Origin of the sequence: Microtetraspora glauca, assembly GCF_040656155.1 — a bacterium.
Lineage (GTDB): Bacteria > Actinomycetota > Actinomycetes > Streptosporangiales > Streptosporangiaceae > Microtetraspora > Microtetraspora glauca.
Genome location: NZ_JBFALK010000018.1, coordinates 82,443 through 102,934, shown reverse-complemented (window position 1 = coordinate 102,934; position 20,492 = coordinate 82,443). Strand labels below are relative to the sequence as shown.

Below are 20,492 nucleotides of genomic sequence, written 5' to 3'. Positions count from 1 at the left end.
CCGGATCAGTGGAGCCGCAGCACCTCCGCGAGCCTGTTCTTGATCGCGACGCGATGGGGAAGCGGGACGCGCTCCGACGATCTGGTCCGTCGAACGCCGAGGTCGGCCAGGATGTACAGGCCCCGCAAGGTGCGCAGGCAGTTGGACACGTACGTGGGAATCGGCGCACCGAGGTCCGCGAAGTCCGCCTCGATCGGAGCCAGCCAGGCGACTGCCTGCTCTTCGGTCAGCTCCGGCCGGGTGAGGACCCTGCCTATCGCCTGGGCGAGCCGGTCGTCCTCCTCTTGGTCGAAGAGGTAGGTGGTGGGCGCGAGCAGCCGGGCGACGGCCAGGTCGAGCATGGCCGTCGGCGCCACCTGAGGATGGAGGCCGAACGTGCCCAGCAGATCCGCGCCGTGTGCCGCCGCGTGCAGCCAGCCCAACTCGGCGTGATACCCCCGCAGGTCGGTCTCGGCGGGGTACCAGCGGGAGAACGTGGTCAGCCACTCATGGTCGAAGTCACCCCGGGAGACGATCATGTTCAGCACCAGGGGGGCGAACGTCCTGGCCTGGATCTCCGGATCGTCGAACCGCGCCGACATCACCGCCCCCAGCCCGGCACGGTGCTCAGGACCGATCACATCACGCTCGATCCAGGTCCGCAGAACCATGTACGGGTAGCCGTCGCGGACCTCCGGGTCCGGATCCCGGAGGGCCGCGGCGAGTTCCTCGACCAGCCCGCCAAGGTGACGGCCGGACGGCAGGGCGTAGTCGTCGGCCGCGATGTTCTTCCAGTCGGTCGTTTCGGCAGTGTTCATGCGAGCAATCTACGGACGCCCGCAAGGGGACTTGCGGACGCAAGGGGTATCTCGATCTCAGAGCCAGCCGTTGCGGCGGAAGGCGCGGTGGAGCAGCGTGCAGGCGACGACCATCACACCGATCACCGCGGGGTAGCCCCAGGCGGTCTTGATCTCCGGCATGTGCTCGAAGTTCATGCCGTAGACACCGGCGATCATCGTGGGCACCGAGATGATGGCGACCCAGGCCGAGATCTTCCGCATGTCCTCGTTGGCCAGGGCGTTCGAGCGGGCGAGGGCGGCCTGCAGGATGGAGTCGGACAGTTCGTTGGACGCCTGCACCTGCTCGCACACCCGGGACAGGTGGTCGCCGACGTCACGGAAGTACTCGCGCATCTCCGAGGGGATCATCCGCCGCTGCGGAAGGGAATTGAACGGCGTCTGGAGCGGGCCGACGGCCCTCTTGAGCTCCAGCATCTCGCGCTTGAGCTGGTAGATCCGGTTGATGTCCCGGGAGCTGACCTCAGCGAAGACGGCCGCCTCGACGTCCTCGAGTTCGTCCTGCATCAGGTCGGCGACGTACAGGTACTTGTCCACGACGTAGTCGGCGATGGCGTGGAGCACCCCGGTCGGTCCGCGCCCGAGCAGCTTGGCGTCGTCCTCCAGCCTCTCCCTGACGTCCGCCAGGGGACACTGCCTGCCGTGCCGTACGGTGACCACGAAGTCGGGGCCGACGAACACCATGATCTCGCCGATGGCGATGATCTCACTCGCGGCGGTGGGCGTCTGGCTGTCGATGAACGCCACGGTCTTGAGCACGACGAACAGCGAGTCGCCGTACCGCTCGACCTTGGGCCGCTGGTGCGCCTTGATCGCGTCCTCGACGGCGAGCGGGTGCAGTCCGAAGACCTCCGCGAGCCATTCGACCTCGGGCGCGGCGGGCTCGTAGAGACCGACCCAGACGTACGCGTCGGGGGTGGCGTTGCCCTCGTTGTGCGCGCGGACCAGGCGGACCGCCTCGGCGATGCCGTCGGCGTCGACCTTCCTTCCCCCGATGTACGCGCCGAACTCCAGCAGGGAGTTGCTCGGTGGCACGCAGCGGTCGGTGACGGGCGGCTGCTCAGGCACCGGCACCGGCTTCGCCAGTCGTGGCGGAATCACCCGGGCGTGCCGGGAAATGAGTGGAAAAAGCGTTGAGGAGCGCATGGCGGACCCTTCCCGCCCGGGCCGGCACGCTCCACGCGCGACGCGATGTCACCCCTTTTTCAGGCGTGAGCTTGCCCCTCGGGCTCAGAGATCAGGTGGTCGGGAATGCGCACGTCGCACGTGCGCGGGCACGTACTGACGGGATCACCAGAATTCACCCCGAACCACCTCCAATCGCCACGAGACACAGCAAAGCTGGGCCAACCTATCACAACTGGCTGGCTTGTCTCTAGGATAGCGACCCGCTCCCCGGCGATCAGGTACTTCCCCTCAAAAGCCTCCAAGCCACCCCGAGCCGACCCCTCAACACTCCCAATCCCGCGCGAGCGGAGCGAGCGCCAATAGACACCGCGAGGGGCGCGGCGGGGAAGTAACCGACGAGCGAGTGGGGAGCGAGGCACGAGCGACTCCGAGCGAGGAGGGCACGAGTCGCCTCAAGGGCGCCCCGAGCCCGCGCGAGCGGAGCGAGCGCCAATAGACACAGCGAGCGCCCATAAACTCAGCGGGTGCGCGTTCTAGTCATTGGATCCGGTGGTCGCGAGCACGCCCTGTGCCGGGGGCTGCGGCTCGACCCGTCCGTCTCGGAAGTTCACTGCGCCCCCGGCAACGCCGGGATCGCGCGGGTGGCGACCCTGCACCAGGTGACGCCGACCGACGGAGCGGCGGTGTCGGCGCTGGCGGTCACGCTGGGGGCCGATCTCGTGGTGATCGGCCCGGAGGCACCGCTGGTCGCGGGCGTGGCCGACGCCGTACGGGCGGCGGGGATCCCCTGCTTCGGCCCGTCGAGCGAGCCGGCCGGGATCGAGGGGTCCAAGTCCTTCGCCAAGGACGTCATGACCGCCGCCGGGGTGCCGACCGCCCGCGCGTACACGTGCGCCACGGCGGATGAGGCCGCTGCGGCGCTGGACGAGTTCGGCCCGCCGTACGTGGTGAAGGACGACGGTCTGGCCGCGGGCAAGGGCGTCGTGGTGACCGGGGACAGGGACGAGGCGCTGGCGCACGCGCAGGCGTGTGAGCGTGTCGTCATCGAGGAGTTCCTCGACGGCCCGGAGGTGTCGCTGTTCGCCCTGTGCGACGGCGAGACCGCGGTGGCGCTGCAGCCCGCACAGGACTTCAAGCGCGTGGGCGACGGCGACGCGGGACCCAACACGGGCGGCATGGGCGCGTACACGCCGCTGCCGTGGGCGCCGGAGGGCCTGACCGAGCAGGTCATGTCCGAGATCGTGCACCCGACCGTGGCCGAGTTGGCGGCGCGCGGCATGCCGTACACGGGCGTGCTCTACGCGGGCCTCGCCCTCACGGCGAAGGGGCCGCGCGTGATCGAGTTCAACGCGCGGTTCGGCGACCCGGAGACCCAGGTCGTGCTCGACCGGCTGGAGACGCCGCTCGCCGGGCTGCTGCTGGCCTGTGCCACCGGCACGCTGGCCGCGCACGAGCCGCTCCGCTGGCGCGAGGGCGCCGCGGTGACCGTGGTCGTCGCGGCGGAGAACTACCCCGGCGAGCCGGTCAAGGGCGACGTCGTCGAGGGGCTGGACGTGGACGTGCCGGGGGCCTACGTCCTGCACGCGGGCACGGCGTTCGACGCCGACGGCCGGATCGTCTCCAACGGCGGCAGGGTGCTGAGCGTGGTCGGCACGGGACGCGATCTCGCCGAGGCGCGCTCGCGCGCGTACGAGGCGGTCGGGCACATCCGGCTGCGCGGCTCGCATCACCGCTCCGACATCGCTCTCCGCGCCGTCGAGTCGTAGGAAGCCCGGGTGGGGGTGGTCGTCAAAGAGGTCTGAACCACTGGCAAAATGGCATAGTGAAGCACCTCCACTCCGGCAAGGTCCGCGATCTGTACGAGACCGAGGACGGGCTGCTGCTGATGGTGGCCTCGGACCGGATCTCCGCGTTCGACCACGTTCTCGCGCCCGGCATCCCCGACAAGGGCGCGATCCTCACCCAGCTCTCGCTCTGGTGGTTCGAACAGCTCGCGGACGTGGTTCCCAATCATGTGGTCTCTACCGACGTGCCCGCCGAGTTCGCGGGCCGAGCGGTGTTGTGCCGCAAACTGCGGATGGTCCCGGTGGAGTGCGTCGCGCGTGGATACCTCACGGGTTCCGGGCTGATCGACTACCGCCGCGAGGGCGTGGTCTCCGGCGTGTCCCTCCCTGCCGGGCTGACCGACGGCTCGCGACTGCCCGAAGCGATCTTCACCCCGTCGACCAAGGCGCCGATCGGACAACATGACGAGCCGATGACGTACGCGCAGGTCGTCGAGGAGGTCGGGGCGGACGTCGCGGAGCGGCTCAGGCGGATCACGCTCGACGTCTACGTCCGCGGCGCCGAGATCGCCAGGGAGCGCGGCATCATCCTGGCCGACACCAAGATCGAGCTGGGCTGGGACGCCGAGGGCGAGCTGGTCCTGGGTGACGAGGTGCTCACACCCGACTCCTCCCGCTTCTGGCCGCTGGAGGAGTGGCAGCCGGGCCGGTCGCAGCCGTCGTTCGACAAGCAGTTCGTCCGTGACTGGCTGACCTCGCCGGAGTCCGGCTGGGACAAGGCGTCCGACGAGCCGCCGCCGCCCCTTCCCGACGAGATCGTCGAGCGCACCCGGCAGCGGTACGTCGAGGCGTACGAGCGGCTGACAGGCCGCGTCTTCCGCGGGTAGTTCCTCCGCATAACGCCAGTCCCAGCGGCTACTCTGGTCAGCCTCGCCGCCGCCTTATGCGAGTCCCCACCTTTGACTTTTGACTTAGGAGTCCCATCCATGGTCCGTTACCGCGTGCGCGGTGGCAACGTACTGCGCGGAACCGCCTTCATCCAGGGTGCGAAGAACGCCGTCCTTCCCATGATCGGCGCCGCGCTGCTCGCCGCGGAGGGCCGTACGGTGCTCCGCAACGTGCCCGTGATCGAGGATGTGCGCCGTGCCGTCGAGCTGGCCCAGGCGGTCGGCGCCAAGGTGCAGTTCCACGAGGCCGAGCGCACGCTGGTCATCGACGCGTCCCAGCTCACCAGCCCGGTGTTGCCCGCGGAGATCGCGCGGCGGTTCCGCGGTTCCGTGTTGTTCGTCCCGGCCCTGCTGCACCGCCTGGGCGAGGCGATCATCGAGGGCGTGGGCGGCTGCAATCTCGGCAGCAGGAACCTGGACTTCCACTACCTCGGCTACAAGCGGCTCGGCGCGGTCGTGGACGAGGGCGAGACCGTCATCCACATCAAGGCGGCCGGGCTGACCGGCGCCAAGCTGTACCTCGACACCCCCTCGCACACCGGCACCGAGAACCTCATCATGGCGGCCACCCTGGCGGGCGGCACCACCGTGATCGAGAACGCGGCGCTCGAGCCCGAGGTGCTCGACGTCATCACCATGCTCTCCCGGATGGGCGCCAAGATCCGCGGCGGCGGCACCGGGTTCATCACGGTCGAGGGCGTCACCGAGCTGACCGCGGTCGAGCACACCGTCATGCCGGACCGGCTGGACGCGGGCGTCTTCGCGATGGCCGCCGCGATCACCGGTGGCGAGGTCAACCTGGTCGGCGCCTCCTTGGAGCACCTCGGCGTGGTCCGCTGGAAGCTGGAGCAGATGGGCGTGGAGTTCGCCACCGACGGCGCGGTGCTGAACGTCCGCAGGAACCGCACCCTCCGGCCGATCAACGTCATCACCGACACCTACCCGGGGTTCGCCACCGACCTGCAGTCGCCGCTGATGACGGTGGCCTGCCTGGCCGACGGCTCCAGCTACATCCACGAGCGGATCTTCGACGGGCGCTTCGCGCTCGCCGGCGAGCTGAACAAGATGGGCGCCAGGATCGAGGTCGACGAGAGCCGGGCGGTCGTGCACGGCCCGACGCCGCTGCACGGCGCCGAGGTCACCGCGCACGATCTCCGTTCGGGCATCGCGCTCGTTCTCGCCGGGCTCGGCGCCGAAGGCGAGACGACAATCGACTCGGGTTATCTCATCGATCGCGGTCACGCTCATCTCGCGCAGCGTATGCAGGCGCTCGGGGCAGATGTGGAACGCCAGATTTCCCCTTTGGCCGCAGACTGATCCCTGGGCCCAATTTTGTGCCGCTGAGCTGGCAAAACGTTCTGATTGGCCTTCCACGGGCCGTATGCAGAACGGAATTCCGGCAAATTTGGGCGTGACATTACGGCCGCCACACGCGATCGTTCCAAAGAGAGCTTCAACCAATTTGGAAACGGTCACGCGGATGGGACAGACATTGGTCGAGCGCACGGAAGAGAATCCGCGCGGGTCACGCCTGGGCACGATGACTCCGGATCTCACTATCGGTGTGGTGGGGCCGCATGATCTGGTCGAGCGAGTGATGCTCATGGGTCATGCGGCCGCGCCTGTGCCGTGCCGCCTGGTGGCGGCCGCCTACCGGGACGAGCAGGAGGCGGCCGACAAGGTGACCAGGCTCGGCCCGAACGTGGACGCCTGCCTGTTCTCCAGCCCCGCACCCTACGAGATCGCCCGCCGCGCGGGCGTCCTCACCATGCCCGCCACCCACGTACAGCTGGGTGGCGCCGCCCTGGCCGCCGCCATCGCCCAGGCGGCGATGGACGAGCGGATCGACCCCCGGCGGGTGAGCGTGGACGTGCTCACCCGGGCGGAGATCGACGAGGCGTACACCGACCTGGGCCTGCCCTCCGGCGAGGTGCACAGCCGCGACGAACCCGGTGCCACCGGCACCATCGCCGCGTTCCATGAGCGCCTGATCCGGCAGGGGGCCGCGACGGGGGCGCTGACCTGCGTTCCCGGGGTCGCCGACCGGCTGTCCGCCGCGGGCCTGCCCGTCGTGCGGATCCGCCCCACCTCGGCCGCGGTCCGTACGGCACTGCACACGGCGGCGCTGCTCGGGGCGCACCACCGGCTGGAGGAGTCGCAGCTCACGGTCGTGCTGGTGGAGGTCCCCACGCTGCGCGAGCCGGTACGGCGGGCCGCGCCCCGCTACTGGCGGGACGAGCTGCGGCTGTCGCTGCACCGCCTGCTCGTCCAGGAGGCCAACCGGATCAATGCCAGTGTGTGGCCGATCGACGACCACAGCTACCTGGTGGTGGCCTCACGGGGTTCGATCGCGGCCGCGACGGACGGCTTCCGGGTGCTGCCGTTCGCCGCCAAGATCAGGGACGAGCTCGGCCTGGCCGTCGAGGTGGGGGTGGGCATGGGCCGTACCACCCATGACGCCGAGACGCACGCGCGCGGCGCGCTGGGGCGCAGCCAGGGGGCGAAGAACTCGCAGGGCTTCGCGGTCGACAGGGAGGGCCGCGCGCTGGTCCCGCCGCCGCGGATGCCTCCGCACACGGCCGGCATGGCCAAGCCGAAGGGCGTCGAGGTGCTCGCCCGGCTGGCGGCCAAGCTGGAGGGCGGCGACACGGTGGTGGACGCCGAGAGCGCGGGCAAGATGCTCGGCGTCACGCCGCGCACGGCCCGGCGGTTGCTGCGCACGCTGGTTGACGAGGGACTCGCGTGGCCGCTTCCGCCGAACCGTACGCCCGCCCCGGGCCGGCCGCGCCAGCTCTACCGGCTCATCGTGGAAAAACTCAACCGCTGAGTCAGGACATGTCCGGCTATTGTCATGAGCCATGGGGAAGAACACTCATGGCATCAGGATCTGGCTGGCATTGACGACCGTCTACATCGTGTGGGGGTCGACCTATCTCGGCATCCGTGTGGCCATCGAGACCTTGCCCACCCTGCTCAGCGGTGGGCTGCGGTTCGTCACCGCCGCGCTGGTCCTCGGCACCGCGTTGCTGCTCATCAAGGGACGCGAGCCGTTCCGCATGACGTGGCGGGAGGCGGGCGGCGCGGCGTTGGTGGGTGTACTGCTGCTGACCAGCGGCAACGGCCTGGTGGCGGTCGCCGAGGAGCACATGGGCACAGGGCTGGCGGCGCTGCTCGTCGCCTCCGTCCCGCTCTGGCTCGTCATGCTGCGCACGGTCTTCCGGGACCGGCCGCAGGCGCTGACGCTGGCCGGTGTGCTGGTCGGGTTCGTGGGGGTCGGCGGGCTCTCTCTGGGCGGCGCGACCGGGTCGAACCCCATCGGGGTCACCGTCATCCTGATCGCGTCGCTGTCGTGGTCGCTCGGCTCCTTCCTGTCGGCGCGCATCCCCATGCCCAAGAACCCGTTCGCGGCGAGCACGGTGGAGATGGCCGTCGGCGGCGCCGGGCTGCTGCTCATCGGCACCGGGCTGGGCGAGCGCCTGGACCCGGCCGCCGTGAGCGGCCGGTCCTGGGCCGCGCTGGCCTACCTGATCGTGGTGGGCTCGCTCGTCGGCTTCACGTCGTACGTCTGGCTGCTGGGGAACGCGCCCATCTCGCTCGTCTCCACGTACGCGTACGTCAACCCGGTCGTGGCCGTGCTGCTCGGCGTGGCCGTGCTCGGGGAGAACGTCACCGCGGGCATGCTCGGCGCCGGCGCGCTGATCGTGATCGGCGTCGCCCTGGTGGTGTCCACCGAGCGCCGCGGCCGTGGCGCGGCCGTACCGGAATCGGAACCGGAGGCCGTGCCGAGCTGACCCGCGGGACGGGTCAGACGCCGAACGCCTCGGCGGCGGCGAGGAACGTGTCGTTGGCCTCCTGGTCGCCGATCGAGACCCGCGCCCCCTCGGTGCCGAAGGGCCGCACGGCCACGCCGTACCCGGCGCAGAACTCGGCGAAATCGGGGGTCCGGTCGCCGAGGCGCATCCAGACGAAGTTGGCCTCGGTCGGGGGGATCGTCCAGCCCTGGGAGATCAGCGCCTCCCTGACCCGGGTGCGCTCCTTGACCACGGCCTCGACGCGCTCCAGGAGCTCGTTCTCGGCCTTGACGGACGCGATGGCGGCGGCCTGGGCGATGTGGTTGACCGCGAACGGCACCGTGGTCTTGCGCACGGCGGCGGCCACGGGCTCGTGCCCCACCAGGTAACCCACGCGCAGCCCGGCCAGGCCGTACGCCTTGGAGAACGTGCGCAGGACGGCCACGTTCGGGCGGTCGCGGTAGAGCGTCAGGCCGTCGGGAACGTCCTCGTCACGGACGTACTCGCGGTAGGCCTCGTCGAGGATCACCAGAACGTCGTCGGGGACGCGGTCGAGGAACTTCACCAGCTCGGCGGAGCGGTTGACCGTACCGGTCGGGTTGTTCGGGTTGCAGACGAAGATCAGGCGGGTCGCGTCGGTGATCGCCCCCGCCATGGCGTCGAGGTCGTGCGTCTCGTCGTCGAGCGGCACCTGGACCGAGGTCATGCCGGCCAGGTCCGCGAGCAGGGGGTACGCCTCGAAGGAGCGCCACGCGTAGATCGCCTCGGCGCCCGGCTCGCCGACGGTCTCGAAGATCTGCTGCGCCACCGTGACCGAGCCGGGGCCCAGTGCGACATGCTCGTACGGCACGGCGAACCGCTCGGCCAGGGCCTCGGTGAGGGCGACGGCGGCGGGGTCGGGGTAGCGGTGGATCTGCGTCGCGGCCTCGGCGATGGCCTCCCGGACGCTCGGCAGCGGCCCGAACGGGCTCTCGTTGGAGGACAGCTTGAACGATCTGCCGTCAGGGGCGACGACGGCCTTGCCCGGCTTGTACGGGGGCATGGTGTCGAGTACGGCCCTGAAACGCGGCGTCGACATGCTCGTCCTCCTCGAATCAGTCTGTTTATGCACTAAATACCCTACTGATGATGGCGGACTGAGGGGGACGGCCGACGGCGTCACGACCCGAGGTAGCGCAGCACGGCGAGCATCCGGCGGCTGTATCCGCTGACGTGCTCGATGCGCAGCTTCACGAAGATCGAGTTGATGTGCTTCTCGACCGCGCTCTGCGAGATGTGCAGCGACTCGCCGATCGAGGCGTTGGTGCGGCCCTCCGCCATGTGCGCGAGCACGTCGCGCTCCCGGGACGTGAGCGCGGCCAGCGGGTCGACGTGGGTGGTCCGGGCGAGGAGCTGCCTGACGACCTCGGGATCGAAGGCCGCCCCACCGGCTCCGACGCGTTCGAGGGCGTCGAGGAACTCGTCCACCTGCGCCACGCGGTCCTTGAGGAGGTAGCCCACTCCCTCCGTGTCGGAGGTGATCAGCTCGGTGGCGTACCGCTTCTCGACGTACTGCGAGAGGACCAGCACGCCGACGCCCGGATGCCGCCGCCGGATCTCCAGCGCCGCCCGCAGGCCCTCGTCGGCGTGACCGGGAGGCATCCGGACATCGGTGACGACCACGTCCGGCGGGTCCTGCGCCACCGCGGCGACCAGCGCGTCGCCGTCCCCGACCGCGGCGAGGACCTCGTGGCCCTCGTCGGCGAGCAGCCGGACCAGGCCCTCGCGCAGGAGCGCCGAGTCCTCGGCCAGGATCACCCGCACGGGAGCGCCACCTCGATCACGGTGGGCCCGCCGGGCGGGCTGTCGACCAGGAGCCGCCCGTCGAGTGCGGCCACCCTGCGGGCCAGCCCGCCCAGGCCGGTACCGGAGGGATCGGCCCCGCCCCGGCCGTCATCGCATATGCGCATAGTCACCACTTTGTCGCCTGCGATCAGATCCGCGGTAATCCGCTCGGCCTTCGCGTGCTTGGCCGCGTTGGTCACCGCCTCGCAGACCACGAAGTAGACGGCGGTCTCGACACTCGGCGGGAGCCGTACGGGCAGGTCACAGGTCATCGTGACCGGCACGGCCGACCGCTCGGCCACTCCGGACAGCGCCTCCTCCAGCCCGAGCGTGTCCAGCGCCGTCGGATACACCCGCCAGGCCACGTCGCGTAGCTCCCGCAGCGCCTCCCTGGACTGGTCGTGCGCCTGGCGCAGCAACTCGTCGAGAAGCTCCGGGCGCCGTCCCCGTCGGGCCCGGCCGAGCAGTACGGCCAGCGCGACCAGGCGTTGCTGGACCCCGTCGTGCAGGTCGCGCTCGATGCGGCGCCGTTCCTCGTCGACCGCCTCGACGATGCCGGCCCGGCTCGCGGCCAGCTCGTCGATCCGCCTGTGCAGCAGCTCCTCCGGACTCGGGCCCAGCAGGCGGCGGGCCAGCCGCCGTTCCAGAGCGCCGACGCCCGCGATGCCCTGCAGGACGAGGAAGAACATGACCGCACCGGCGACCACCAGGTACGCGATGATCGGCGCGGTCGGGGCGATGCCGTCCGGCCGCTCACCGGCCAGCCAGCCGCCGACGAACAGCACCCCGGTCACGAGACCCCACGCCAGCAAAACCAGCACCAGCCCGCCGAGGAGCCCGAGAGGCACCCGCGCGGCCAGATAGCGCGTCGCCCGCGCACCCTCGTACTCCGGCGGCACCTCCACCCCGTGGAACACCGCCACCCTGCGGCGCTCCAGCTCGGCGAGCCGTCGCGCCCCGGCCGGCACGTACGGCGTGAGCCTCGGCCACAGCCGCCCCACGAGCAGCGCCACTCCCGCGACCGCGAGGTAGCCCGCCGCGACCGCCGCGGTGAACGTGCCGGTCACCAAGCCCGCGAGCGTACGGCACCAGCGGGCGAACGCGGAGGTCAGCGGCCGTCCCACTCCTGTCTCCCCTCGCCGTCGTCGCCCTCGAGCCGGTGCCGTCCCTTGCGGGAGCTGACGAGCCGGGTCACCACGAAGACCACCATGACCACCACGACCAGGATGAGGACGCCTTTGGAGTAGACGTCCACATAGTCCTGGACGATCCACCAATTCTCGCCGAGCAGATAGCCGGCCAGGACGAACGTGCAGTTCCAGATCAGGCTGCCCAGCGTGGTGTACGCCAGGAAGGTCACCAGCCGCATCCGCTCGATCCCGGCGGGAATGGAGATCAGGCTGCGGAAGATCGGGATCATCCGGCCCAGGAACACGGCTTTGCCGCCGTGCCGGTAGAACCACGCCTCGGTGCGGTCGATGTCGGACACCTTCAGCAGCGGCACCCGGTCGGCGATCAGGCGGATCCGGTCCGCGCCGAGCAGCATGCCGAGGAGGTACAACACCAGGGCCCCCGCCACGGAACCGCAGGTGGTCCAGAAGATGGCCCCGCCCAGGCTGAGATCACCACGGCTCGCGGTGAACCCGGCCAGCGGCAGGATCACCTCGCTCGGCAGCGGCGGGAACAGGTTCTCCAGCGCGATCGCCAGACCGGCTCCGGGGCCGCCCAGCTTCTCCATGATTTCCATCGCCCAGCCGGCGATGCCGTCCATCGTCTCGATCACCTGGTCAACGCTAGGAACCGGGCCCGCCCGTCACCATGATGAAGCCCGCCGACCTGGCCCGGTCTTGCCTCACTATGACCCTGCGGAAGACCACAATCCGCGGATCGCGCCTAGCCTGATCATCGACGTCCCGGCGACCGGATCCCGGGGCACGGCACGGTCCGCTCGGCCCCCGACGCGAGGAGAATCCATGGCGACCCGATGGAGCCTGACGATCGACTGTGCGAGCCCGGCGAAACTGGCGGAGTTCTGGGCCCTGGCGGACCGCCGCCGGGGCGACCGTGATACGCGAGGACGAGCTGCAGGGCAAGCCCGATCACGTGGTGATGGCCGACCCGGAAGGAAACGAGTTCTGCCTGGTCTGACCACATGACCGTTCAGGCCAGAGGTTTCACCCAGCGCCCCCACTGGGGTTGGGGGGCATAGCCCGAGGCCGACCAGGCATGGTGGGCGAGGTCGTTGTCGTGCAGGACCATGGCGTCCGCGCGGAAGGCGCCGAACTTCATGAACCGGTCTTCCGCCGCCGCGATCAGACGCGAGCCGATGCCCTTCCGCCGCTGACCGGGGTCCACGGCGAGCCGGTAGAGATGGGCCCGCCAGCCGTCCCACCCGGCGATGAGCGTGCCGACCATCCGCCCGTCGAGCTCGGCGATCAGCAGTGCCTCCGGGTCACGTTCGACGAGCTGGACGACCTTGTCCGCGTCGTCGCGGCGATCGGTGCCCTCGGCCGCCTCGGCCCAGAACCGGAGCACCGCCTCGACGTCGTCGAGCTTTCCGTATCGGATCCTCAATCCGGGGGTCCCCATGGCAGACGAAATTACCAAAGCGGTCAGCGCCGCCCCCGGGCGCGCATTGCCACGTTCTACGGCCTCCACGCCGTACGTGCGGTCGAAGAGCACGGGCGCGTGGGGAACGACTCCCCCGTCGCAAGTGTCTCTCCAGTGCCGTCCCCTAGCGTGATCGCCGCCGGGGCCGAGCCCCGCCCGGCGGAAGAAGGGCGAAAGGAGATCACGATGGGGGACACGAAGGTCCCGAGAGCCGCCGTGCTGCGGATGAACCGGTGCCTGCGGACCGGATCCGACCGGCTCGACCTGTCTCTGTGTTCCATGTCGACGTTGCCCGAACGGCTGCGCGAGCTGACCCACCTGCGTGAGCTCAACCTGACCAGCACCAACCTGACCGAGCTCCCCGAATGGCTGGGCGAGTTCACCGGACTGACCACGCTCACCCTGTGGCGCAACCGGCTGACCCGCCTGCCCGGGTCGCTGAAGAACCTCACCGCTCTCACCACGCTCAACCTCAACGACAACGACCTGTCCGAGGTACCGGAGTCGCTGGCGAACCTCACCGGACTGACCGCGCTCGACCTGGGGGGCGGCAACCGGCTGACCGAGATCCCCCGATGGGTGGGAGACCTCACCGGCCTGACCGCGCTCAACCTGAACGGCAACCCGCTGATCACGATCCCGGAGTCGCTGGGAAACCTCACCGCCCTCACCGATCTCCGGTTGATCAGGACCCAACTGGACGAGGTCCCCCGATGGGTGGAGAACCTCACCGGCCTCACCGAGCTGTGGCTGGGGCTCAACCGGCTGACCGAGGTCCCCGAATGGCTGGGGAACCTGACCGGCCTCAAGGAGCTCTACCTGAACCAGAACCGGCTGACGGGCCTTCCCGATTCGCTGCGGAACCTCACCGCCCTCACCACGCTCAACCTGCGGAACAACCAGTTGGCCGAGATCCCCGAATGGCTGGGCGACCTCACCGCGCTCACCCGGCTCGAACTCCAGGGCAACTGCCCGCCGCCCACGATCCCGGAGTCCCTGAGCCGTCAGGCCCGGACCTCACGGCTGTGGCGCAGGTTCCTGGAGGGCCTCGACCACTGAGCAACCTCCCGCATGACTCCGGCGCCGGGCAACCACGATGCGCCGAAGTCGCCCATTTCACAGGGCGGGCACGCGCATACCATTGAGCGGCATGGAGGGCTTGCCCTGGGTCCTGCCGCCCGTGGCGGCGGCGATCGTCTACTGGGTCGCCGTACGGCGCACCGCCGGGGTCGCCGCCGTCGTCGCCGTGGTCATGGTCGCCGCGGCGGCGGGTGTCGCGGCCGCGCTCGGGGAGTCTCCGCGGACCATCGCGGGGCTCGCGCTCCTGTGCGGTGGAACGGCGGCGGCGATCTGGGCGTCGGGCCGGTCCCGCAGGCGTGGACGAGCCCGGCGTTCCGCTATGGACGCGTACCGAGCGGGCCGGTCGGCGGTGCCGGACGCGGCGGCGGACGCGGAACGGCTCAGGTTGGCGGCCGAGCTGCACGACACCGCCGCGCACCGGCTCACCGGCATCGCAGTCGGCGCGGCCTCGGCGCTGCACGTGACGGAACCGGCGCTGCGGGCCGAGGCGCTGCGTCACGCCGCCGAGGCGGGCCGCCTGGCCGCCTCGGAGTTGGACAGCCTGGTCGCCATCGGAGCGGTCGGCACGGACACCGCGGGCGCGGGGAACGCGGAGCTCCTCAGGATCGACGCCCTGATCGACTCCTGGCCCGAATCGGCTGTGCGATATCGCAGGAGTGCCGAGTTCGCCGCGCCGCAGGTCGCCGCGGTGGCGTACCGGGTGGTCCGCGAGGCGCTGACCAACGCCATGCGGTATGCCGGGGGCGCGGACGTTCGCGTCAGCGTCGAGAACGACGGCGACCGCCTGCGCGTCGAGGTCAGCGATTCTGGGCAAATGCCGCGGGGCGGGCACGGGGTCGGCGACGGGCAGGGGGTCGGCGACGGGCAGGGGGTCGGCGACGGGCAGGGGGTGGTCGGGCTGGGCGGCGGGCACGGGTTGGTCGGGCTGCTCACCGCCGTAACCGACTGCGGCGGGACCTTCACCGCCGGCCCCAGCGGTACGGGATGGACCGTCGTGGCGGAGTTTCCCCACGCCGTCGAGGCCCCACCGGTGAGACGAGCCGTCTGGCGCGGCCGGCAGGCCTCGGACGGGGCGCTGGTGGCCCTCGCCCTCGCATTGTCGATCGGGACGTACCTGTTGCCGGACGACACCCCTGCGGCCTCCGAGGCGCAGCTCGCGCTGTTGATGCCCTTGTTCGCCGTGCATGCCGTACCTCTGTGGTGGCGGAGGCGGACGCCCGGCCGGAGTCTCGCGGCGGCGCTGTCGACATACCCGGTGATGCTCGCGGCGCGGGCGGCCGGCTGGTCCGTACCTCCGGCGGGCGATCTCTTCCTGTGGGGGTGCTGGGTCGAGCTGGCGCTGGTCTACGCGGCCGGAGCGTACGGCGGGCGCGGCAGAGGACTTCTCGCGCCGCCGGCCGTGGCGGGGATCGGAGGCCTGGCACTGGCCCTCGGGCCAGGGATCACCGGGCCTCCGGCGGCCGCATGGGCGGTACTGGCGCTGGGCCTGCTGATCCCATCGGTCCTGGTGTGGGCCCTGGGCCGGGCCGTCGCCGCGGCACGGACCCGGCGGCGCGCGGCCGAGCAGGCGGAGCATGACCTGCTCAGCGGCCGTGCCTCGGCCATGGTGCGCGCCGAGCGCGGGCGGGTCACCGCGGGCGTGCGCCGTACGGCACTGCGGCATGCCGAGGCCGTCGTCGCCGCGGCGGACGCCGGCCGCCTGACGCAGGTACTGGCCGAAGCCCGGGCAGGGCTCGGCGCGCTCAGGGACCTGCTCGACGAGCTGCGCGCCCCCATGAACGGCGAGGATTTCCCACCCACCCTGGTCGGGCTGTCGGCCCTCGCGACCCGCGCCGACGCGGGCGTGCGCTGCATCGGAGACCGTCGCCCCCTGGCCCCCGCCGTCGAGGCGAGCGTTTTCACAGTGGCCAGGGAGCTCGTGGGCGCCGCGGCCGGCTCGGTGACCACGGTGTCGTTTCTGCCCGGCGGTGTCGCGGTGACCGGGCGCGCGGATCAGGCAGGAGTACAGCGGTTGCGCACACTGGCCGACGCCTGCGGCGGCAGTCTGTCACCCGTCGAGGATGGGACGGTGTGGGTATGGCTGCCCGAATGATCCGGGTAATGGTCGCCGACGACCAGGCGGTGGTCAGGGCGGGCATCGCCGCAGTGCTGGGCGGCGAGTCCGACCTCCAGGTGGTGGGCCAGGCGGCCGACGGCGAGACGGCGGTGGCGCTGGCCACGTCGCTCGCGCCCGACGTGGCCCTCATGGACATCCGGATGCCTGTCCTGGACGGGCTCCAAGCCACCGCCAGGATCGCCGTGGAAGCTCCCGGCACCAGGATCGTCATGCTGACGACCTTCGGCCTCGACGAATACGTGTTCGCCGCGTTGCGCGCGGGCGCGTCGGGATTCCTCCTCAAAGACGCCGAACCCGCCCGTATCACCGACGCCGTCCGCGTGATCGCACGTGGGGACGCGCTCATCGACCCCGCCATCACCCGACGGCTTCTGGACCGCTTCGCCTCTGCCCCCGATCCCGGCAGGGCGGCGGAACTCGGCCGGCTCACGCCCCGGGAGACCGAGGTGCTCAGGCACGTCGCAAGGGGCCAGACCAATGCGGAGATCGGCGTCAGCCTCGGCATCAGCCCCGCGACGGTTAAGGACCATGTGGCCGTGATCCTCGCCAAGCTGGGTGTCCGCGACCGGCTGCACGCGACCATCTCCGCCTACGAGTCCGGTCTGATCCGTCCCGGGGTCGGCTGAGCCCCGCCGCACGGCGGGGGTACGGGTCGGCCTCTCGCAGGAGGAGGGGCCGCACACCGATTCCTAGCGTGATGGATATGAGATTTCAGCGCTTGTACGGCGTCGCCTTGCTGATCGCCGCCGAGATCGCGGCACTCGTGGCCGGGGCCGCCGTGTTCTTCCTCACAGCCGTCGTCACCGCCAGTGTGCCGGTGTTCGCCGGGGCCGGAGCGGCCGCGGTCGCGGCGATGAGCCTGCTCATCGGGAGGCCCGCGTTCCGACGCCTCGGCCTGCCCCGGTCGCTGGTGCCGTACGTCGTCGTGAACACCCTTGCCGTGGCGACGCTCGTGGCTTTCACGGTCTTCCGCCCCTTCCCCGTGCCCACACCCGGCGCGGTCCCCACCGGCGTCGCGTATTGGGATCTGCCCACCGGCTCGCGAATCGCCTACGTCAAGGTCCCCGCCTCCGGCACGCCCAGACCGACACCGGTGATCTTCCTGCACGGCGGCCCCGGCACCCCTGGTGAGGGCGTCCCCGAAGCAGGCAAGGAACTGGCGGCCGCCGGATTCGACGTCTACGCCTACGACCAGGTCGGCGCCGGGCGCTCCACCCGCCTGGCTGACCTCACCGGCTACACCGTCGCCCGTCATGTCGCCGACCTGGACGCGATCCGCGAAACCATCGGAGCCCAAAAGATCATTCTCGTCGGCAGGTCGTGGGGTGGCACCCTGTCGGCCGCCTACCTCGCCGCTCATCCCGGCCACGTCGCCAAGGCCGTACTCACCTCGCCCGGCGCCATCTGGGAACCCGCCTACCCGAACGGACCGGGCGGGCCTTGGGACGACCTGCCCGCCGAACGAAAGGCCCGCGCCGACGAGTTGACCGACGACCCCAGAATGCTCACCCAGGCGCTGCTGCTGCAGCTCAACCCGGCCGCGGCCCACGCCCTGGTTCCCGACGCCGAAGCCGACGCCCGGATGCGCGCGCTGCTGCTCACCGCCAAGGACGCCACCGGCTGCCGGGATGCCGCACCCGCCTCCGTGCACGACAATCCCCCCGGCTTCTACACCAACCAGCTCACCTCGGCGGACGCCTCCACCGTGCCCGACCCCCGGCCTCGGCTCAGGGGTGTCCGTGTGCCCACGTTGATCATGCGCGGCCAGTGTGACTATCTGAAATGGGAGGTCACCGACGATTACCGGCGCACGCTGCCGAACTCCACCCTCGTCTACATCCCCGGAGCGGGCCACTCCATCGCCAACGGCCGCCCCGACCTCTACCGGGACCTTCTCATGGCCTTCCTGCGTGACCGTCCGCTGCCCATACCCGCGTACACCGGAACCACGGACCCCGCGAAGAACTGAGCATGTCCCCCATCGCCGAGTCCTGGCCAGTGCCCCTCACGTCAATCTTCGCCCTGTCGCGTCGTGACGCAGGCGCTCACAGATGTGTCCACCTCCCCGTTCTCCATGCCGATGAACCGCAGCCCCGGTGCGCCCGGACACGCGGTTCCTGATCCGCCACGTGGCAGCTCCGCCGCGTCCTGGCTAGGCGTCCAGGGAGATCCCGTTCTTGGCGTGCTCGACGGACTCGGTGGAGGCCGGGCCACCAGGATTCTCCGTGGCGAGCGCCTGGTTGAGCCCGACGTACGGGCGCATGCGCTCCTCGTATCGGGCGAACGCGATGGAGTGGTCGCCTCCCGCCCGGCCGAGTTCCTCGGCCAGCACGTAGGCGCCGACCAACGCCAGGCTGGTGCCCTGGCCCGACAAGGGCGAGGCGCAGTATCCCGCGTCACCGAGCAGCGCCACCCGGCCCTTCGTCCAGCGGTCCATGCGGATCTGGGCCATCGAGTCGAAGTAGAAGTCCGGCGCCTCCGCCATGGCCTTCAACAGTCGGGGCGTCTCCCAGCGCAGGCCGGCGCATCCGTCCGCGACCAGCCCCTTCTGCCGCTCGATGTCGCGGTGGTCGTAGTCGAATGACGGCGACTCGAAGCCGATCGTGACCCTGATCTCGGTGTTGTCCTTCACCGGGTAGATGCCGAAGCCCGCGTTCCCGTCCCTGAGCCAGACCTGCCAGTTGTCGAGGTTCAGGAAGTTCTCCATGCTGAAGATCGCCAGATGCGTGCCGAGATGATGGATGAAGCGTCTCTCCGCTCCGAAGGCGAGCCCTCGCACGTTCGAGTGCAGACCGTCCGCGCCCACCACGAGGTCGAAGGTGCGGGACTCTCCGTGCTCGAACACCACGCGGGCACCGTGCTCGTCCTCGTCGATGGTCGTGATCGAGTCGCCGAAGACGTACTCGACGTCGTCGCGCGTCCGCTCGTACAGGAGCCGGGTGAGGTCCTCGCGCAGCAGTTCGACGTCGTCGCCGTCGAGCCGGCCGCCGGAGACCGTCTCCTCGGTGGATCGCATGATCTCGTTGCCGTCGCCGTCGAGCATGGACATACCGCGCATGCGCGTGCGCGCCTGCCGTATCTCCGCGAGGAGGTTCATCCGGCCGACGACGCCGAGCGCGACACCGCGGACATCGACGGCCTGGCCTCCCAGGCGCGGCGCGGGGGCCCGCTCGACCACGGTCGGCGCGAATCCGCGGCGGTGCAGCCAGTACGCGAGCGCGGGGCCGGCGACGCTCGCGCCGGAGACGAGCACGTGCTTCATGGGGAGATCTCCGTTCATGTACGTTGTACGCGCTTCTGAATATACATCGTACATACAGCATTTAAACGCACTTCATTGGCAGCATTTGAGCTAGTACAGATATGCTTCTGTACTAGAACAGAAGGGAGTGCGTGGTGCCCACCGACCCGCCCTACATGCTGATCGTCAGCGAGATCCGGCGCCGCATCGCGGACGGCGAGCTGAACCCCGGCGACCGGGTGCTGTCCACCCGGCAGATCGCGCGGGAGTGGAACGTCGCGCTCGCCACCGCGACCAAGGCGCTGAACACCCTGCGCCAGGAGGGTCTCGTCCGCGCCGAACCGCGCGTCGGCACCGTCGTCACCCCTGATCCGGCGGCCACCGGCACGGCCGGCGCGCACCCGGCGTCCTCCCGGCGGCGGCCGGCCGCCGATTCCGACCACGAGCTGACCCGTGAGCGCGTCGTGCGGGCCGCCGTCGAGATCGCCGACGCCGAAGGTCTGGACGCGCTGTCCATGCGCGGGATCGCGGCTCGTCTCGGCGTGGCCACCATGTCGCCCTATCGCTACGTCAACAGCAAGGACGACCTCATCCTGCTGATGGCCGACGCCGTCTTCGACGAGCCGGAGTATCCCGAGGAGGCGCCGGAAGAGTGGCGGGCCTGCCTGGAGCTGTGGGCGCGCATGTTGTGGGAGCTGTACCGGCGGCACCCATGGCTGCCGGACACCAGCTCGCTCACGAGACCGGTGATCCTCCCGAACCAGATGCGGCACTCCGAGTGGGTGCTGCGCGTCCTCGACGGCCTCGGGCTCGACGCGTTCACCACGTTCCACATGCACGTGCTCGTCTACAGCTACGTGCAGGGCATCGCGACGAACCTCGAACGCGAGGCCCGGTCGGCGGCCGAGACCGGCATGTCCGAGCAGCAGTGGATGGACGCCCAGGAGCCCACGTTCGGCGCGCTCCTCGGGTCAGGCTCCTATCCCACGGTCGCGAGGATCCTCGAAGGGCTGGGCGACGACTACGATCTCCACCTCGACGAGTTCTTCGAGTTCGGTCTCCAGCCCCTGCTCGACGGCCTGGCCGTACTCATCGAGCGCGAACGGCCGCGGGATGTTCCGGCGCGGTGAGCACG

Annotated in this window: 19 protein-coding genes; 11 read left to right on the top strand and 8 right to left on the bottom strand. The window is 70.4% G+C overall.

Features of this window, described 5'->3' with window-relative positions:
• Nucleotides 1-5: 5 nt before the first annotated feature.
• Entirely contained in the window at nt 6-797 is a 792-nt protein-coding gene (locus tag AB0I59_RS29570; RefSeq protein ID WP_358138143.1) for a DUF2785 domain-containing protein, read from the bottom strand.
• Nucleotides 798-854: 57 nt separating this feature from the next.
• Nucleotides 855-1,904, bottom strand: coding sequence for a magnesium and cobalt transport protein CorA (locus AB0I59_RS29565; RefSeq protein WP_358138140.1), 1,050 nt, complete (start codon nt 1,902-1,904; stop codon nt 855-857).
• Nucleotides 1,905-2,488: 584 nt separating this feature from the next.
• Between AB0I59_RS29565 and purD the strand changes: the two genes are divergently transcribed.
• The 5 genes from purD (at nt 2,489) to AB0I59_RS29540 (ending at nt 8,486) form a co-directional block, all read left to right on the top strand.
• Complete coding sequence (purD, locus tag AB0I59_RS29560) at nt 2,489-3,730, top strand: phosphoribosylamine--glycine ligase (protein ID WP_061260095.1); 1,242 nt, start codon at nt 2,489-2,491, stop codon at nt 3,728-3,730.
• Nucleotides 3,731-3,786: 56 nt separating this feature from the next.
• Nucleotides 3,787-4,635, top strand: coding sequence for a phosphoribosylaminoimidazolesuccinocarboxamide synthase (locus tag AB0I59_RS29555; protein WP_358138136.1), 849 nt, complete (start codon nt 3,787-3,789; stop codon nt 4,633-4,635).
• Between the two features lie 99 nt (nt 4,636-4,734).
• On the top strand, nt 4,735-6,012 hold the full coding sequence (gene murA / locus AB0I59_RS29550) for a UDP-N-acetylglucosamine 1-carboxyvinyltransferase (protein ID WP_061260096.1): 1,278 nt from the start codon (nt 4,735-4,737) through the stop codon (nt 6,010-6,012).
• Between the two features lie 223 nt (nt 6,013-6,235).
• A complete protein-coding gene (locus AB0I59_RS29545) occupies nt 6,236-7,522 on the top strand; it encodes a transcriptional regulator (RefSeq protein ID WP_061260172.1) in 1,287 nt (428 codons plus the stop codon).
• A gap of 31 nt (nt 7,523-7,553) precedes the next feature.
• Nucleotides 7,554-8,486: an EamA family transporter gene (locus tag AB0I59_RS29540; RefSeq protein WP_358138132.1), complete on the top strand. Its 933-nt coding sequence runs from the start codon at nt 7,554-7,556 to the stop codon at nt 8,484-8,486.
• Nucleotides 8,487-8,499: 13 nt separating this feature from the next.
• Here the strand turns inward: AB0I59_RS29540 and hisC are convergent, their stop codons facing one another.
• From hisC to AB0I59_RS29520, 4 genes are all read right to left on the bottom strand, one after another.
• Nucleotides 8,500-9,564, bottom strand: coding sequence for a histidinol-phosphate transaminase (gene hisC, locus AB0I59_RS29535; protein WP_061260098.1), 1,065 nt, complete (start codon nt 9,562-9,564; stop codon nt 8,500-8,502).
• Between the two features lie 80 nt (nt 9,565-9,644).
• Nucleotides 9,645-10,289, bottom strand: coding sequence for a response regulator transcription factor (locus tag AB0I59_RS29530; protein ID WP_061260099.1), 645 nt, complete (start codon nt 10,287-10,289; stop codon nt 9,645-9,647).
• A complete protein-coding gene (locus AB0I59_RS29525) occupies nt 10,280-11,434 on the bottom strand; it encodes a sensor histidine kinase (RefSeq protein ID WP_358138129.1) in 1,155 nt (384 codons plus the stop codon). Before AB0I59_RS29525 ends, AB0I59_RS29530 begins: the two co-directional genes overlap by 10 nt.
• A complete protein-coding gene (locus AB0I59_RS29520; RefSeq protein WP_061260174.1) occupies nt 11,419-12,081 on the bottom strand; it encodes a DedA family protein in 663 nt (220 codons plus the stop codon). Before AB0I59_RS29520 ends, AB0I59_RS29525 begins: the two co-directional genes overlap by 16 nt.
• Before the next feature lie 233 nt (nt 12,082-12,314).
• Here AB0I59_RS29520 and AB0I59_RS29515 point away from each other — a divergent pair, with 233 nt between their 5' ends.
• Entirely contained in the window at nt 12,315-12,458 is a 144-nt protein-coding gene (locus AB0I59_RS29515; protein WP_358138126.1) for a VOC family protein, read from the top strand.
• Between the two features lie 12 nt (nt 12,459-12,470).
• On the opposite strand, the gene AB0I59_RS29510 is transcribed toward AB0I59_RS29515, so the two are convergent.
• Nucleotides 12,471-12,884, bottom strand: coding sequence for a GNAT family N-acetyltransferase (locus AB0I59_RS29510; RefSeq protein ID WP_358138124.1), 414 nt, complete (start codon nt 12,882-12,884; stop codon nt 12,471-12,473).
• 222 nt (nt 12,885-13,106) lie between these two features.
• On the opposite strand from AB0I59_RS29510, the gene AB0I59_RS29505 reads away from it, so the two are divergent.
• The 4 genes from AB0I59_RS29505 (at nt 13,107) to AB0I59_RS29490 (ending at nt 18,085) form a co-directional block, all read left to right on the top strand.
• Nucleotides 13,107-13,979, top strand: a complete 873-nt coding sequence (locus tag AB0I59_RS29505) for a leucine-rich repeat domain-containing protein (protein ID WP_061260102.1) — start codon at nt 13,107-13,109, stop codon at nt 13,977-13,979.
• A 91-nt stretch (nt 13,980-14,070) separates the two neighbouring features.
• A complete protein-coding gene (locus AB0I59_RS29500; RefSeq protein ID WP_358138121.1) occupies nt 14,071-16,092 on the top strand; it encodes a sensor histidine kinase in 2,022 nt (673 codons plus the stop codon).
• Entirely contained in the window at nt 16,077-16,742 is a 666-nt protein-coding gene (locus AB0I59_RS29495; RefSeq protein WP_358138118.1) for a response regulator, read from the top strand. The genes AB0I59_RS29500 and AB0I59_RS29495 overlap by 16 nt, the downstream gene beginning before the upstream one ends.
• Nucleotides 16,743-16,819: 77 nt before the next feature.
• On the top strand, nt 16,820-18,085 hold the full coding sequence (locus AB0I59_RS29490) for an alpha/beta hydrolase (protein WP_358138115.1): 1,266 nt from the start codon (nt 16,820-16,822) through the stop codon (nt 18,083-18,085).
• A 183-nt stretch (nt 18,086-18,268) separates the two neighbouring features.
• On the opposite strand, the gene AB0I59_RS29485 is transcribed toward AB0I59_RS29490, so the two are convergent.
• Complete coding sequence (locus AB0I59_RS29485) at nt 18,269-19,378, bottom strand: FAD-dependent monooxygenase (RefSeq protein WP_358138112.1); 1,110 nt, start codon at nt 19,376-19,378, stop codon at nt 18,269-18,271.
• A 134-nt stretch (nt 19,379-19,512) separates the two neighbouring features.
• Here AB0I59_RS29485 and AB0I59_RS29480 point away from each other — a divergent pair, with 134 nt between their 5' ends.
• A complete protein-coding gene (locus AB0I59_RS29480; protein WP_358138109.1) occupies nt 19,513-20,487 on the top strand; it encodes a TetR/AcrR family transcriptional regulator C-terminal domain-containing protein in 975 nt (324 codons plus the stop codon).
• Nucleotides 20,488-20,492 lie beyond the last annotated feature (5 nt).